At 60.5% G+C, this 14,437-nt stretch carries 13 protein-coding genes and 1 riboswitch; of the genes, 10 read left to right on the forward strand and 3 right to left on the reverse strand.

Annotation, left to right across the window (positions count from 1 at the left end):
* The first annotated feature begins 63 nt into the window (after positions 1–63).
* From ACR2TX_RS03395 to ccmI, 7 genes are all read left to right on the forward strand, one after another.
* Positions 64–903, forward strand: coding sequence for a class I SAM-dependent methyltransferase (locus ACR2TX_RS03395; protein WP_086133610.1), 840 nt, complete (start codon positions 64–66; stop codon positions 901–903).
* Positions 904–1,431: 528 nt separating this feature from the next.
* Positions 1,432–1,602: a heme exporter protein CcmD gene (gene ccmD, locus ACR2TX_RS03400; RefSeq protein ID WP_077732806.1), complete on the forward strand. Its 171-nt coding sequence runs from the start codon at positions 1,432–1,434 to the stop codon at positions 1,600–1,602.
* Positions 1,599–2,054, forward strand: coding sequence for a cytochrome c maturation protein CcmE (gene ccmE, locus ACR2TX_RS03405; RefSeq protein ID WP_086133611.1), 456 nt, complete (start codon positions 1,599–1,601; stop codon positions 2,052–2,054). The genes ccmD and ccmE overlap by 4 nt, the downstream gene beginning before the upstream one ends.
* Positions 2,051–4,027, forward strand: coding sequence for a heme lyase CcmF/NrfE family subunit (locus ACR2TX_RS03410; protein WP_434131224.1), 1,977 nt, complete (start codon positions 2,051–2,053; stop codon positions 4,025–4,027). Before ccmE ends, ACR2TX_RS03410 begins: the two co-directional genes overlap by 4 nt.
* Positions 4,028–4,381: 354 nt before the next feature.
* On the forward strand, positions 4,382–4,915 hold the full coding sequence (locus ACR2TX_RS03415; protein WP_434132399.1) for a DsbE family thiol:disulfide interchange protein: 534 nt from the start codon (positions 4,382–4,384) through the stop codon (positions 4,913–4,915).
* Positions 4,912–5,364: a cytochrome c-type biogenesis protein gene (locus ACR2TX_RS03420; RefSeq protein ID WP_086133613.1), complete on the forward strand. Its 453-nt coding sequence runs from the start codon at positions 4,912–4,914 to the stop codon at positions 5,362–5,364. Before ACR2TX_RS03415 ends, ACR2TX_RS03420 begins: the two co-directional genes overlap by 4 nt.
* Before the next feature lie 6 nt (positions 5,365–5,370).
* Positions 5,371–6,564, forward strand: coding sequence for a c-type cytochrome biogenesis protein CcmI (ccmI, locus tag ACR2TX_RS03425; protein ID WP_434131226.1), 1,194 nt, complete (start codon positions 5,371–5,373; stop codon positions 6,562–6,564).
* Positions 6,565–6,856: 292 nt separating this feature from the next.
* On the opposite strand, the gene ACR2TX_RS03430 is transcribed toward ccmI, so the two are convergent.
* From ACR2TX_RS03430 to ilvB, 3 genes are all read right to left on the reverse strand, one after another.
* A complete protein-coding gene (locus ACR2TX_RS03430; RefSeq protein WP_077732770.1) occupies positions 6,857–7,309 on the reverse strand; it encodes a beta/gamma crystallin domain-containing protein in 453 nt (150 codons plus the stop codon).
* A 451-nt stretch (positions 7,310–7,760) separates the two neighbouring features.
* Entirely contained in the window at positions 7,761–8,069 is a 309-nt protein-coding gene (gene ilvN / locus ACR2TX_RS03435; protein WP_077732769.1) for an acetolactate synthase small subunit, read from the reverse strand.
* Between the two features lie 3 nt (positions 8,070–8,072).
* On the reverse strand, positions 8,073–9,740 hold the full coding sequence (gene ilvB, locus ACR2TX_RS03440) for an acetolactate synthase large subunit (protein ID WP_434131228.1): 1,668 nt from the start codon (positions 9,738–9,740) through the stop codon (positions 8,073–8,075).
* 467 nt (positions 9,741–10,207) lie between these two features.
* Between ilvB and ACR2TX_RS03445 the strand changes: the two genes are divergently transcribed.
* The 3 genes from ACR2TX_RS03445 to ACR2TX_RS03455 all read left to right on the forward strand — a co-directional run bounded on the left by ACR2TX_RS03445 (position 10,208) and on the right by ACR2TX_RS03455 (position 14,428).
* On the forward strand, positions 10,208–11,920 hold the full coding sequence (locus tag ACR2TX_RS03445) for a hypothetical protein (RefSeq protein ID WP_434131231.1): 1,713 nt from the start codon (positions 10,208–10,210) through the stop codon (positions 11,918–11,920).
* A gap of 48 nt (positions 11,921–11,968) precedes the next feature.
* Positions 11,969–12,724 (forward strand): class I SAM-dependent methyltransferase, encoded by a 756-nt coding sequence (locus ACR2TX_RS03450; RefSeq protein WP_434110270.1) that lies wholly within the window; start codon positions 11,969–11,971, stop codon positions 12,722–12,724.
* Positions 12,725–13,430: 706 nt separating this feature from the next.
* Positions 13,431–13,509: riboswitch (cyclic di-GMP riboswitch) on the forward strand.
* 82 nt (positions 13,510–13,591) lie between these two features.
* The gene (locus tag ACR2TX_RS03455; protein WP_434110272.1) at positions 13,592–14,428 is read left to right on the forward strand and encodes a hypothetical protein; all 837 of its coding nucleotides are present in this window, start codon (positions 13,592–13,594) and stop codon (positions 14,426–14,428) included.
* The last annotated feature ends 9 nt before the right edge of the window (positions 14,429–14,437 follow it).

Consider the following 14,437-nt stretch of genomic DNA (forward strand, 5'->3'; position numbering starts at 1 on the left):
ATTTTTGCCCGCCCGATTGGTAGTATACAGGCATACGGTCCCATCCCGTTTCCACAAGAACTCATGTCCAGCCCGGTCAAACTCCCTTATTTCGACGCCCTTTTGAATCTCCTGGATCGAGGCCATCCGGCCGTCGATCAAGCTTTCGGACGTCATGTCCACTGGGGATACTGGCCAGACCCCAAGCAGGCGGATGTCTCGCCGGAAGATTTCGCGCTAGCGGCCGAACGGCTTACCGAATTGGTCTATACGGCGGCCGAGGTCGATGACGGCCAGCGGATATTGGATGCGGGCTGCGGCTTCGGCGGCACGGTCGCAAGCCTCAACGGGCGATTCCGGGACATCGACGTTTCCGGTCTGAATATCGATCGGCGGCAGCTGCGGCGCGCGAGCGAACGCGTCTCAGCCGGGTCCGGGAACGTCTTGAACTGGGTTCAGGCCGACGCCTGCACCCTGCCGTTTGCGGACCAAAGTTTCGACACCGTTTTGGCAGTTGAATGCATTTTCCATTTCCCGAGCCGGAAAAGGTTTTTCGAGGAAGCGTATCGGGTGCTGAAACCCGGCGGGCGGTTGGCCTTGTCGGACTTCGTCCCGACACCGTTATTGCGCCCCGCCATGACTGTCGCTTCCCGCTGGCCGGCCTCGGCCGGTTTTTACGGGCGCTGCAAGTTTCACAGCACCTTGCGGGACTATCGCCGCCTGGCCGAGGAAACCGGATTCATCGTTCGGCACGAACAAGACATTACGTCCAACACCCTGCCCACCTACGATTTCGTGCGGAAGCTGGCCAAGGACATGTCGGTGAAAACGGTGTCGGCGATCATCGAGACCCTGTTCGCCGAATGGGCGAGCCACCTGGGGCTGCTGCGCTATCTGGTGCTGGCTTTCGAGAAACCCGGCTAAGGAACTATTCAGTCGAGGCGTCAAGTTCCGATTCCGGCGTAGGGTGGGTTAGCGGAGCGTAACCCACCGACCCTTCGACTTGGCTCAGGACAGGTCCGAGGTCGCTCGGTGGGTTACGGCCTCGCGGCCTAACCCACCCTACAAAAATTAATGCCTGATTGAAAGCGATTTGGAATTACACCGAGCCAGCAATGTTCGCTGGTGTTTCGGCGCGCCGTAACCCACCGGTTCCGCGGCCTCGCCTGGTGGGTTACGGCGTGCGGAGAGTCCCGCGGCATAAAATAGTTTGTGGCAGTGCATGCCTAACCCACCCTACAATCTGCGGTCGTTTTCAAGCAGAACGGAATGTCCTTGGCGAACGACTCCCAAGGAACTGTTCCGACCTCAGGCGGTCCGATCGAGCGATCGACATCTTGAGAACTGTCCGGCTCCATTAGTTTTTCACGATTTGGTTCAATCGAGCATTTATTATCGGCTCGATATGGTTTAATAACGGGTTAACAGTCTTAACGAGCTTCAATCGATTCCATGAATTGGCAACAGTTTTTTTCCATGGGCGGCTACGGCTTTTATGTGTGGACGTCCTACGGTTTGATGTTTGTCGTTTTGGGCCTCAATCTCTTCTGGGCGGTACGCCGGAAATCCGAGGTGATGAAGAGCATCGCGCGCCGGGCGAAGCAGGAGGGTAGACGGTCATGACCCCGCGCCGCCGCCGCATGATCGTGGTCGGGCTGATTCTGATCGGGGTCAGCATCGCGACTTTTCTCGCGCTCACCGCATTCCAGAAGAATCTGCTGTACTTCTATACCCCTTCGCAGGTCGCCGCCGGCGAAGCGCCCAAGGGTTACCCGTTCCGTGTGGGCGGACTGGTGGTTCAGGGCAGCGTTCAGCGCGAACCCGACAGCCTGACGGTACGCTTCTCGGTCACCGACGGAACCTCTACGGTTCCCATCCATTACACCGGAATCCTGCCCGATTTGTTCCGTGAGGGTCAGGGCATCATCTCGGTCGGGCAGATCAACGCGGAAGGCGTGTTCGAGGCCAGCGAAGTGCTCGCCAAGCACGACGAGAACTACATGCCGCCGGAAGTCGCCGACGCGCTGAAGCAAAGCGGGCAGGTGTCCACCAGTTATAAGGACTACCAGAAATGATCGCGGAACTGGGGCATATCGCCTTGATCATGGCGCTGTTCATGGCGCTGTTGCAGTCCGTGTTTCCGCTGCTGGGCGCGGCCCGTGGCGTGCCGGTCTGGATGGCGGTGGGGCGCGCCGCTGGGCGCGCTCAATTCTTCTTTCTGGCCGTGGCCTTCCTCTGCCTGATCGGGAGTTTCGTAAGCCACGATTTTTCCGTGCTCTACGTGGCGCGGAACTCCAATACCGCCCTGCCCCTTTATTACCGCATTTCGGCCGCCTGGGGCGCCCACGAGGGCTCGATGCTGCTCTGGGCTTTGATCATGGGGCTGTGGACGGTGATGGTGACGATCTTCAGCCGCAGCCTGTCCGAGGAATTCCTGGCGCGCGTCTTAGGTGTCATGGGCCTGGTCAGCGTCGGCATCCTGCTGTTCATTCTGCTGACCTCCAATCCCTTCGAGCGCCACTTCCCGCCGCCCGCCGACGGCAACGATCTCAATCCTTTGCTGCAGGACATCGGCATGACGGTTCATCCGCCGATGCTGTACATGGGCTACGTCGGGCTCTCGGTAGCGTTCAGCTTCGCCATCGCGGCCCTGCTCGGCGGTTCCCTGGATTCGGCCTGGGCACGCTGGTCGCGGCCCTGGACCCTGATCGCCTGGGTGTTCCTGACCTTCGGCATCGTGCTCGGTTCCTGGTGGGCCTATTACGAACTCGGCTGGGGCGGCTGGTGGTTCTGGGACCCGGTGGAAAACGCCTCGTTCATGCCCTGGCTGGTCGCGACCGCCCTGCTCCACTCGCTGGCGGTCACCGAAAAGCGCGGCGCTTTCAAGGCCTGGACCGTGCTGCTCGCCATCTTCGCCTTTTCGCTGAGCCTTCTCGGAACCTTCCTGGTCCGTTCCGGCGTCCTGACCTCGGTGCACGCCTTCGCCTCGGACCCGGCGCGAGGACTGTTCATCCTGGTCTTCCTGGCCATCGTGGTCGGAAGTTCGTTGCTGCTTTACGCGGTCCGGGCGCCGACGGTCAAGGACCGGGTCCGCTACGGCTTCGTGTCCAAGGAAAATCTTCTGCTGCTGAACAATGTCCTGCTGGTCACGGCCGCCGCGAGTATTCTGCTGGGAACGCTTTATCCCCTGATTCTTGACGCCTTGCAGCTGGGCAAGATTTCGGTCGGTTCGCCGTATTTCGCCAGCGTGTTCGGCCCGTTGATGGCGCCCATTTTTCTTTTGGCCGGCATCGCACCGATGTTCGCCTGGCGCGAGGCCGACCTCGGCAAGATCGGGCGGCGCGTGCGCCACGTGTTTCTCGGAAGCCTGGTGCTGGGCGTGGTTTCCACCGCGGTTTTCTGGGACGCCAAGGACATCAAGACCATGGCGGGACTCGGCATGGCGTTCTGGCTCGCGGCCAGCGCGCTGTTAAGCCTCTGGAACCGGGTCCGTCTGCGCGGAACCGCGATTCAGGGCCTCAAGACGCAGTCCCGCAGCGTGTACGGCATGACCCTGGCCCATATCGGCATCGCGGTATTTCTCACCGGCGTCGTCCTGTCCGACCGCTACAGCGAGGAAAAGATCGTGCGGCTCGCACCGGGCGAGTCTTCGACACTGGGCGATTACACGTTTACGTTCAAGGGCGTGACCGAGGTGCAAGGCCCCAATTTCATCGCTCAGCAAGGCGATTTCCGCGTGCAGCGGGGCGACCGGGAGGCGGCCGAACTCCGGCCGCAAAAGCGCATTTACCGCGTGCAGCGCAATACCATGACCGAAGCGGCCATCGATCCAGGCCTCACCCGCGATCTGTATGTCGCTCTCGGCGAGCGGATGGATGCCGGTGCCTGGAGCGTGCGGCTCTATTACAAGCCGTTCATCCGCTGGATCTGGCTGGGCGGATTATTGATGATGACCGGCGGCCTGTTCTCCGCCGCGGACCGCCGCTACCGTTTGGCGACCCGCCAGGCGGAAGCCTGGAGCGAGTCGGCGGAAAGCAAGCCGGCGTGACAGTAAAGATCACTAGCGTCGAGCATGCGGACTCTATCCTTTGTGGGCCGAAATAGAATCGTAGGTCGGGAATCCCTTCCCAATCGCAAACGGGCCTTTAATCGGCCCCTTCCAATCGCAAACGGCGTCTTCGGGAAGGGCCTGGCCGGCGCTCCCGGCCAGGCCGTTTGCGATTGGAAGGGTCATCCCAGCGCTCCTGGGATGACCGTTTGCGATTGGAGCGCCAGGACGACCCTTCCCGACAGTTTGTCGCCAAAGGATTGCCGACCTACTTTACTTAGGACAGGCTTATCCCGGGCTACATAGCACTTGATTTATAGTACGTCTCTTTCCGTAACGGCATATTCATAACCCATCATGCGCTATCTCATTCCATTGGCCGTGTTCGCCGTCATGGTGATCTTTCTCGGCATCGGTCTGACTCTGAATCCCAAGGAAGTGCCTTCGCCCTTCATCGGCAAGCCGGCGCCCATGTTCGCCCTGCCCCAGGTGGCGGATGCCGGCAAGACCCTGAGCAGCGACGATCTCAAGGGTCAGGTCAGTCTGGTGAATGTTTGGGCGTCCTGGTGCACGTCCTGCCGGGAAGAGCACCCGGTGCTGCTGCAACTCGCCAAGCAGAACATCGTTCCCATCTACGGCCTCAACTACAAGGACGAGCGGGATAACGCCCTAACCTGGCTGCAGCGCTTCGGCGATCCCTATACCGCGAGCGCCTTCGATCCCGAAGGCAAGACCGGCATCGACTGGGGCGTGTACGGCGTGCCGGAAACCTTCGTCGTCGATCGCGACGGCATCATCCGCCACAAGCAGACCGGACCGATCACGCCCGAAATCCTGGAAAAGAAACTACTCCCCCTGATCCGCCAATTACAGGCCAAGTCTTCATGATGCATCGGTTACTGCCGTTCCTGCTGATTCTTCCCTTTACCGTTCAAGCCATCGAAATCCGCGAGTTCGACGATCCGGCCAAGCAACAGCGCTACGAGCGCCTGATCGAAGAGCTTCGCTGCCTGGTCTGCCAGAACCAGTCCCTGGCCGATTCCGATGCCGATCTGGCAAAGGACCTGCGGGACGAGGTCTACACCATCATCCAAAGCGGCAAGAACGAAGAGGAAGCGGTCAAATTCCTGACCGATCGCTACGGCGATTTCGTGCTCTATCGCCCGCCTTTCAAAATGACGACGGCTCTTCTGTGGGTCGGGCCGTTCCTGCTTCTGGCCGGCGGAGGCGCTTTTCTATGGCGACAGGTGAGACGCCGCAACACGGGCGAGGACCTGACGCTTACCGATGAAGAAAAGAAGCGCCTGGAGCGGCTTCGAAACAATCTCGAAGGGTAAATATCGATGACGGGTTTCTGGCTTTCGGCCGTACTGCTTTTGATAGTGGGCTACGTCTTTTTCCTTCCCGCGCTCCTCGGCAAGACCGGCAGCGGGCGGATAAACCGGGCGCGGCTCAATCTCCTTCTGCACCGGCAGCGGCAAACCGAACTCGCCCAGGAAGCGGCAAGCCCCGAGGATCTGGAGCGCCTGACCGCGGAATCCGAACGGAATCTGCTCGGGGATCTCGAGGCTGCCGAAGAGACGAAAGCTCAGTCGAGCACCCGCGGCCGCTCGGCCGTCCTGGCCACGCTCGCGATCGTTCCGGTACTGGCCTTGACGCTTTACCTCGCGCTGGGCCGCATCGACCTGATCGGCGCACGTGCGCCGAACGACATGGCCGATGTCCAGGACAGCATACGCCAGCTGGCGGAAAGGCTGGCCAAGCAGCCGAACGATCTGGAGGGCTGGGTATTGCTGGCCCGCTCGCTGCAAGCGACCGATCAGCCGGACAAGGCGGTAACGGCCTATGAATTCGCCCTCAAGCTCGCCCCCGAGGATCTGGACGTCAAGGCTTTGTATGCCCAGGCATTGGCCGAAACCCATCAGGGCAGCATGGCCGGCAAGCCGTCCGAAATCGTCGACGAAATCCTGAAGAAGAATCCCGATCACCAAACCGCGCTCTGGATGGCGGGAATCGCCGCCGCCGAACGGAAGGACGCGGCCAAGACCGTGGAGTATTGGGAAAGACTGAAAAAGCAATTCGGGCCTGGCAGCGAAGAGGCCAAGCAGATTGAGGGATACATCGCCCAGGTCCAAGGACTCCCCGCCCAAACAACGCCGTCGGAACCCGCCGCCGCAAAGGGCGCGGGCAAACAGATCCGCGTTACGGTGACCCTGGCGGAAAATCTGAAAAGCCGGGTTGCGCCGGACGATGCCCTTTTCGTCTTCGCCCGTGCGGCCGAAGGCCCCCCCATGCCTTTGGCGGTCGTCCGCAAGCAGGCAAAAGACCTGCCGGTAAAAGTCGTGCTGGACGACTCCATGTCCATGATGCAGGGCATGACGCTCTCTACCGCCGACCGCATCGTGATCGGGGCGCGCATTTCGAAGAGCGGACAGCCGAAGGCCGAGGCCGGCGACCTGCAAGGCTTGAGTGAAGCCGTGGCGCCCGAGGATAACGGCAGCTACAAGATCGTCGTCGACCGGATCGTCGGCGAATAGACTGGGCGCTAACCTGCTCCCGGTTGCGACACCGCATCCAGTTCTGAACGGCGGATCATGGAGGATCTTGTGGAGCGGGCTTTAGCCCGCGATATCGAATGGCATTGAGTCGCGGGCTAAACCCAGCTCCCACTGTTGTAGGTCGGCAATCCCTTGCCGACGTAAGCCGTTGGCCGCCCGTCGGCGTCGGGAAAGGATTCCCGACCTACTTTGGGGCAGGTCGCAGAAATCGTAGTTGTAGGTCGGCAATCCTTTGCCGACAATGGGTCTCTTCAAACCGCACACCCCGGTCTCACCGCCGGCACTGGACCTTTAGCGAATTGATATTGCGGTGGAAATTCAGGTCGCCCAGATGGTGTTCCTTGGTTCCGGGCCCGAAACTGATCTTCAAATCCTGGGCACTCCCGATGTCCTTTTCTCCCAAAGCTTGAAGCTCTTTCTGGTGATAGATCGGTCCCTGGGGTGTATCCTCGAAATTTTCCTGCCGAAAGGCATAAATCTCCGCATCCGGACCAACAACCAGGCTTTCGATGCGATTGCTCCAGTCCTCGCCGCTCAGTGACTTGAGGTTGGACAGTTCGACGGGTCCTTTCAAGCGAACGTGGGAACCTTGGTAATCCGCCTTATCATAGAGATCCAGCCAGCATTCCTTCGCAGCTGCCGCCCAACTCGCGGACCACAACAAAACAGCCGCGAAAAGAAAAGATGTGAACCTGCCAAGCCTAGGAGCGAACTTGGTATACATGGCAAACTCCCTATATTTCGAAGGTTGGTCTGCAAACAGCCGCAACGGACCGTCGTTTGCGCCCTTCCTTGGCATGCAGCCCCGCAAACTTGGAGTCCTTCTGAATGTTACGAGTTCCTAAATCTTTGCCAAACCTCGGTCCGTCAACTTGGATCTGCGGCTCAGGTCCAGATTACGCTTGAGAACCCCGGTCGGCAAGATTCGATAATCAGTCACATCGTTCGCGGTGTGGGCATAAGACTGGCCGGAACTCCCGAACTAGAGAACGACTGCCTGAAAGGTGGAGGTCGTAGGTCCGCAATCCTTTGCCGACGAACGCACTTGCCGACCCGCTGCGCCGGGAAAGGATTCCCGGCCTACGGGGCGGCACGGTTGTAGGTCGGCAATCCTTTGCCGACAAACGGGATCGACGCGCAAGACGGTGGCTCACAAGCAGCCGCCACCAAACGCTCTAGCGGAAGAACTCCTCCAACCGCTCGAACACTTCGTGATCCGCGCCATGACGCCGTACGCTCAGGACATCTTCCAGCTTTTCCAATTGCTTGACCATCTGCGCGAGGCGCGCGTCTTCATTGACCAGCAGCCAGATTCGGCTGGTCGCGCCGGCACCCACCGGCATGCAGAGGATGCCCTCGACATTGTAGGCGCGGCGCGAAAACAGGCCGACCACGTGGGACATGACGCCGGGATGGTTGACGACGTCGAGCTCCAGCACGGTCCGCGCCGACGTCCGTTGTTCGAATAAAGACTGTCCGTCCATGATTCAGCCTCCGATCATCTCTATGTTGGCAGCACCGGGCGGCACCATGGGCAATACCTGATCCTCGACGTCGATGCCGGCGTGGATCAGGCATGGGCCGCGAGTGGTCAGCGCTTGGTGCAGGACCTCCTTCGGGTTCTCCGCCGTATCGAGATCGACGGCGCGCAGGCCGAAGCCTTCGGCGATCCGGACGAAATCCGGCGCGGCACGAAACCGCGACGCATAGATGCGCTTGCCATAAAACAGCGTCTGCTGCTGGTGCACCAAACCGAGAGCGTTGTTGTTCATCAGCACCACCTTGATGTTGACGTCCTCCTCGGCGGCGGTCGCCAGCTCCTGCACGTTCATCAGAATGCTGCCGTCGCCGGAGAAACAGACCACGGCCGCGTCCGGCTCGGCGAGCGCCGCGCCGATCGCGGCCGGGAGGCCGAAGCCCATGGTGCCCAGGCCGCCCGAGGTCAGCCAGCGGCGCGGGCGGCGCAGAGGATAGCTTTGTGCCACCCACATCTGGTGCTGGCCGACGTCGGTTGTGACAATCGCCTCGTCGTCGAGGTTCTCGGCCACGGCGCGTATCAAGCCGTAATGGGTTCGCGGGTCGGCTATGCCGGGCGTGACGAGGGGAAACATCCGCTTCAATTCGGCGACGCGGGCCAGCCACGAGTCCCGGTCTTGCCCCCGCACTCTCGGCAGCAATTCTTGCAACACGGCCGCCGCGTCGCCCCGGATGCCGACGTGGGCCGTCTTGATCTTGTTCAGCTCGGCCGAATCGATGTCGATGTGAATGACCTTCGCGTGCGGACAGAACGCCGCGACCTTGCCCGTCGCCCGGTCGTCGAAACGGGCACCGACGGCGATCAGCAGATCGCATTCGTCCAGCGCCAGGTTAGTACAGCGCGCCCCATGCATACCGAGCATGCCCAGCGACAGCGGATGGTCCACCGGCAATGCGCCCAACGCCATCAAAGTCATCACGGTCGGCAGCGACGATTTTTCGGCCAGGGCCGACGCCGTTTCCGACGCCCCCGCGTGCATGATGCCCCCGCCGAGGTACAGAATCGGCCGCTCCGCCGCCTCGATCAGATCCGCCGCCCGCTGGACGAGCGCGATATCGACCGGCGGAGCCGGGTCCGGCGCGCCGGGTTCGGGCCATGCGTTCACGTCGATCGACTCCGTCTGCACGTCTTTGGGAATATCGATCAACACCGGCCCCGGACGTCCCGAAGCCGCGATGCGGAAGGCGTTCGGCATCACCTCGAGCAGTTCCGCCGCCGAGTCCACCAGAAAATTGTGCTTGGTGATCGGAATCGTCAGGCCGTAGGTGTCGACCTCCTGAAAGGCGTCGGTGCCGATCATCCCGCGCGGCACCTGGCCGGTGATCGCCACCAGCGGGATCGAGTCGAGCTTGGCATCGGCGATAGCGGTCAGCAGATTGGTCGCTCCGGGTCCGGACGAGGCCATGCACACCGCGGGAACGCCGGTGACCCTCGCCATGCCTTGGGCAATGAAGCCCGCGCCCTGTTCGTGCCGGGCGAGGACGTGGCGGATTTGCGCGGATTTCGACAAGGCATCGTAGATCGGCAGATTCGCGCCGCCCGGAATGCCGGCAACGACGCGCACGCCCTGCCGCTCGAGGAGGCGAACGGTGAGTTGGGCGCCGGATAGTATCGTCATGGGGTTCTCCTTGGTAGAGCCGGAGTCCGGCGGAGGCCCCAAAAAAGAAACCCCCGTCGGCTTGCGCCGGCGGGGGTTGTTGAATCAGGTCGTTTACTTACTCATCTCCAACCCACGACGGCGCGCACATCACCACTTGCACGACGACGACCACCACGAGGGCGACGATGCGACGAATGGCGAAGTGACGGAGATTCATGGATCGGATCGGGTACGAGTAAATATTCAGAGCGTGTCGAAAGGTTATTCTGGCTCAGCGAGGCCTCTTCGCGCAAGCCGTTGTTACAATTTCACTGCCACAATGTGACCGCTTCGGTATAACGGCAAACAAAAGCGAGCGGAAATCACCAAACCCGGAACCCGAGAGTTTGGTTTTTACGCCTAAGCAATGAACGGTCGTTTTTACGATAATCGCGTTTCCCGTTCGACGGAACGCATTCAAGCCTAAGCTTAACGAGGAGGGGATCATGAAATTTTCCGATACCGTCGGCATCGGCCTGCTGGCCTCGCTGCTGATCGGCACGCAACCGGCACTTGCCGCCGAAACGACGGGCCATGTTCACACCGAAGCGGGGCATTATCCCAAGGACACGGCTGCCGCCCAGGCTGTCTACGTCGATAGCGAACCGCCCCTGTGGGACAACCTCGGCACGCTGAGCTACAAGATCACCACGAGCAACACCCGCGCCCAGCAATATTTCGATCAGGGTTTGAGATTGGCCTATGCCTTCAACCATCTGGAGGCGCAACGGGCCTTCCGCATGGCGCAGAAACTCGATCCCCAGTGCGCCATGTGTTTCTGGGGCGAAGCCTTGGTGTTGGGACCGAATATCAATGCGCCGATGGAGCCTTCCGCGGTCGGCCCGGCCTGGGCCGCGATCGAGCGGGCGAAAGCCCTTGCCAAGCACGCGAGCCCCAAGGAGCAAGCCTTGATCGAGGCGCTCGCGAAACGCTACGACAAGAATCCGAAGACCGACCGGAAGCGCCTGGACCAAGCCTACGCCACGGCGATGGGCAAACTCGCCCAGCGTTTCCCCGAGGATGACGAGATCGCCGCGTTGTACGCGGAAAGCCTGATGGATCTCGCGCCCTGGGACTACTGGGCTGACCAAGGCCGCAAACCCAAGGGGCGCACGGCGGAAATCGTAGAGGTCCTGGAGCGGGTGCTGGCGAACAACCCCGACCATCCCGGCGCGGTTCATTATTACATCCACATGATGGAGGCTTCCGACCGGCCCGAACGGGCGGAAGCTTATGCGAAACGCCTCGCCGGTCTGATGCCGGGCGCGGGACATCTGGTCCACATGCCGGGACACCTTTACTACCGGCTGGGCCGCTATCGGGACGCTCTCGAAGCCAATCGCGCCGCCATCGAAGTCGACGAGGCCTATTTGAAGGAGACCGGCGCAAAGGGCATCTACGCGCAAGGCTATTATCCGCACAACGTTCATTTCCTGATGGTTTCGGCGCAGATGGCGGGCGACGGCAAAACCGCTCTCGCGGCGGCGGAGAAACTCGCCGGCGTGCTGTCCGACGAGACGGTCCGTGCGGTGCCGTGGGTACAACCGGTCAAGGCCGCGCCATACTTCGCCCACGCCCAGTTCAGTCCGCCCGAAACGGTCCTGAAAATGGCCGATCCGGGCTCGGAGTTCCCGTACGTACAAGCCATGTGGCGCTATACCCGTGGCGTTGCGGCGGCGGCCAAGGGAGCGCCGCAGGACGCGCGGCTCGAACTCGACGCCTTGACCGGGATCGCCAAAACGGCGGATTTTTCCGGATTGACGGAAGCCGGCGTCCCGGCGGCGGACATTGTTCGGATTGCCCAGGACGTGCTTTCGGCGCGCATCGCCCAGGCCGAAGGCGATCTCGGAAACGCCGCCGCCGCCTTCGAAAGAGCGGCGGCGCTTCAGGAAAAGCTGCCCTATATGGAACCGCCCTACTGGTACTACCCGATACGCCGTTCGGTAGGCGCGCTGCGGTTTCTCCAGGGCGATCTGGCGGGGGCGGAGCGGGAGCTCGATATTTCGCTCCGAGAAGCGCCGAATGACGCCTGGGCGCTCTGGGCGCTGACCGAGGTGTATCGAAAGCAGGGCAAGGACAGCGCCGCAGCAGACGCGGAACGGCGATTGACCAAAACCCGTGCCGATAACGGCGAACCCATCGGGATGGACCGGCTTTGACCGCCCCATGGGTTGGCGGAATTCCAGTCGAAAAAATGCTTCGAAACGATGATGCCGTTCTATGAGGAAGATCTCGCCTATGTTCATCACGTCGGCTTCCCCGATCTGGTGGATGGCGCCGGCGATGAGTTGCTGGCGCTGTTCCGCGCCGCGGGTCTCGATTCCGGCCTGATAATCGATCTGGGTTGCGGAAGCGGAACCTGGGCGAGGAAACTGCTGGAGCACGGATATTCGGTTTTGGGCGTCGATGTTTCCGCGCCGATGATCGAACTGGCCCGGCGTACAGCGCCCGAAGCACAGTTTCAAACCGCATCGCTGTACGATGTGGACTTCCGCCCTTGCGCCGCGGTCACGGCCCTGGGCGAAGCCCTGAACTATTGTGCCGACGGAGCGCCGTCGGAAGCGCGCCTTGACCGCTTGTTCCGGAACATCGCTTCCTGTCTGCCGAAAGGCGGCGTTTTCGCATTCGACATCCTTGTCCGCTCGGACGGCGAACCCATGCACTATCGCTCCTGGCGCAAAGGGCCGGATTGGGCGGTGTTGGTGGAGATATCCGAACAGCCGCAGGAAAACCTGTTGATTCGGGACATTACCGTGTTCAGGAAAGGCGGCCACGGCTACCGCCGTTCCGAGGAGCGGCACCGGATCGGCGTTTTGGGCGGCGCCCAAATCGAACGTCTTCTCGCCGGCGCCGGTTTCGAGGTGACCGTCTCACCCCATTACGGCCGCCATCCTCTGGCTCAACGACGCTTGGCATACATCGCCTACAAGAGATCGGATGAAGGACTGCTTCCTGAAGGATAGGCACGAGAACCGAAGAAACCAAGGTATCTTCAAGCACGCAGCGACCGTTTGTGCGGCCGGCAAATGATGCTGATTTGGCGGCCCAGACGAAGTCCAATAATCCATGGTCCGCTGAACGTAGTCCATGGATTACAAATATCGGGAAATATTCCCGCAAAAGCATGAATCTCGCAGTTTGTCCCGAATATCCCTGGTGTATTTGTCGATTGCCATCGAATAATTACGTTGTATGCCTTAAGCCTTGCGGGATTTCACAGGACAGACGATTAATGTCAAATAAGACAACAGATTATGATGATGTCATGCGCATTGAATTGTGGCATTTAACCTGCTCCCCACATAATGCGGTTTGTCGCGCATTGATATCCGCCATGGGCGCCGGGATACCTACGCATTAACGATACATTTGTTAATGCACTGATACTCGCTGCCTCTTTCCCGTGACATGCCTGTAAATTGGCATGTGTTCCCAGGTAAATTACGCTTTGCTTCCACCGTTCCCCGGTATTTTCAAATTACAGCTTGTTAGTCTCGGAATACCCCTGCTCACTGGCACGGTATCTGCTTTAGCAGCTTGACTTGCCCGATAAGAACGCCAGTTTTCGAGCCTTATTGTCATTGTCATTTCGGCGGTTCTTATCAGCGACGACTGGCGGTTGGGCGCATGCCTGTCCGTTGGCCCAGGATGATATCGGTCTCAGGGACGAGACGCCTTCGCCACCTCCGCCGCGAGGCGGACTCGGAAAGCCGCGGGTCTTGGTATTCAAGACGGCCGGGCCGCCTCTCCTGTGAGAGTTATTCAAGGGCTATGGATTTCTCGAGCCTGCCGCACAACCTCTCGATGTTTCAAATCACAGGAAAAAATCCATGCAAAAATTTGGGGTCAAGAAAATGCAGATCCGACAGACCATTCTCGCAGCGGCTGCCCTGATCATGGCCAATTCGGCCGATGCCGGTGTGTTGCACGGGGGAACTTTCAGCGTTACCTATGACAACCCGAACAACCTGTTGGAAGGACTAACCATCGGTCCTGGCGGGTTAACCGAATATTATGTCGCGAACTTCTTTCCCAAGGCGGTGGCCGATACTTACTCGACCATTGCGGATATCATAACGGTGCCCACCAACACCTACCCCGCGCCGTCAACGCTCGAATACGTCGTCAATCCCGCCGATCTGACCGGCACCGGAATTCCAACGGGCGCCGGCGGCCGCGCCAACAAGCCCACCACGTTGACCTGGGACGCCAGTCAGGATGCTTTGGTCGACTCGTCCGCCTTTATCGCCAACGGCCAGATCGGGTTGAACGGTGTCGTGATGACCCGTGGCAGTTTCACGGGTACATTGACGTCCGGAGATTACACCTTCGAATACAACGCGAATCGAAATGACGGCGTCAACAGCGGCTGGACCTTGTGGAACAACACGAGCTTCAGAACGTCCACTTACGATGCCCGCAACATCAGCGTTACCACCAATGGCGATGAATTGCTCATGACCGGGGAACTCTGGTGGTCACCCAATATGACCGCTTTCCTGTTCGGCGGCGACGGCTCGAACTCCGCCGGTAAAGCCGCTACCTTCACTCTGGTTTCGCCTGCCGTGGTTCCGGTGCCGGCAGCGGTCTGGCTGTTCGGCAGCGGCTTGTTAAGCCTGCTGGCCGGCGCCCGCCGAAAGTCGGTCCAGGCGGCTTTATCCGCTTGATCGCCGAAT

Origin of the sequence: Methylocaldum sp. GT1BB (assembly GCF_051027545.1) — a bacterium.
In the GTDB taxonomy this organism is placed as follows: Bacteria; Pseudomonadota; Gammaproteobacteria; order Methylococcales; family Methylococcaceae; genus Methylocaldum.

Coding starts and splice junctions, on each gene's coding strand:
- ACR2TX_RS03430 (WP_077732770.1), bottom strand. CDS start 7,309: ATGTATACCAAGTTCGCTCCTAGGCTTGGCAGGTTCACATCTTTTCTT.
- ilvB (WP_434131228.1), bottom strand. CDS start 9,740: ATGACGATACTATCCGGCGCCCAACTCACCGTTCGCCTCCTCGAGCGG.
- ACR2TX_RS03445 (WP_434131231.1), top strand. CDS start 10,208: ATGAAATTTTCCGATACCGTCGGCATCGGCCTGCTGGCCTCGCTGCTG.
- ccmD (WP_077732806.1), top strand. CDS start 1,432: ATGAATTGGCAACAGTTTTTTTCCATGGGCGGCTACGGCTTTTATGTG.
- ACR2TX_RS03455 (WP_434110272.1), top strand. CDS start 13,592: ATGCAAAAATTTGGGGTCAAGAAAATGCAGATCCGACAGACCATTCTC.
- ACR2TX_RS03395 (WP_086133610.1), top strand. CDS start 64: ATGTCCAGCCCGGTCAAACTCCCTTATTTCGACGCCCTTTTGAATCTC.
- ccmE (WP_086133611.1), top strand. CDS start 1,599: ATGACCCCGCGCCGCCGCCGCATGATCGTGGTCGGGCTGATTCTGATC.
- ACR2TX_RS03420 (WP_086133613.1), top strand. CDS start 4,912: ATGATGCATCGGTTACTGCCGTTCCTGCTGATTCTTCCCTTTACCGTT.
- ACR2TX_RS03450 (WP_434110270.1), top strand. CDS start 11,969: ATGATGCCGTTCTATGAGGAAGATCTCGCCTATGTTCATCACGTCGGC.
- ACR2TX_RS03410 (WP_434131224.1), top strand. CDS start 2,051: ATGATCGCGGAACTGGGGCATATCGCCTTGATCATGGCGCTGTTCATG.
- ilvN (WP_077732769.1), bottom strand. CDS start 8,069: ATGGACGGACAGTCTTTATTCGAACAACGGACGTCGGCGCGGACCGTG.
- ccmI (WP_434131226.1), top strand. CDS start 5,371: ATGACGGGTTTCTGGCTTTCGGCCGTACTGCTTTTGATAGTGGGCTAC.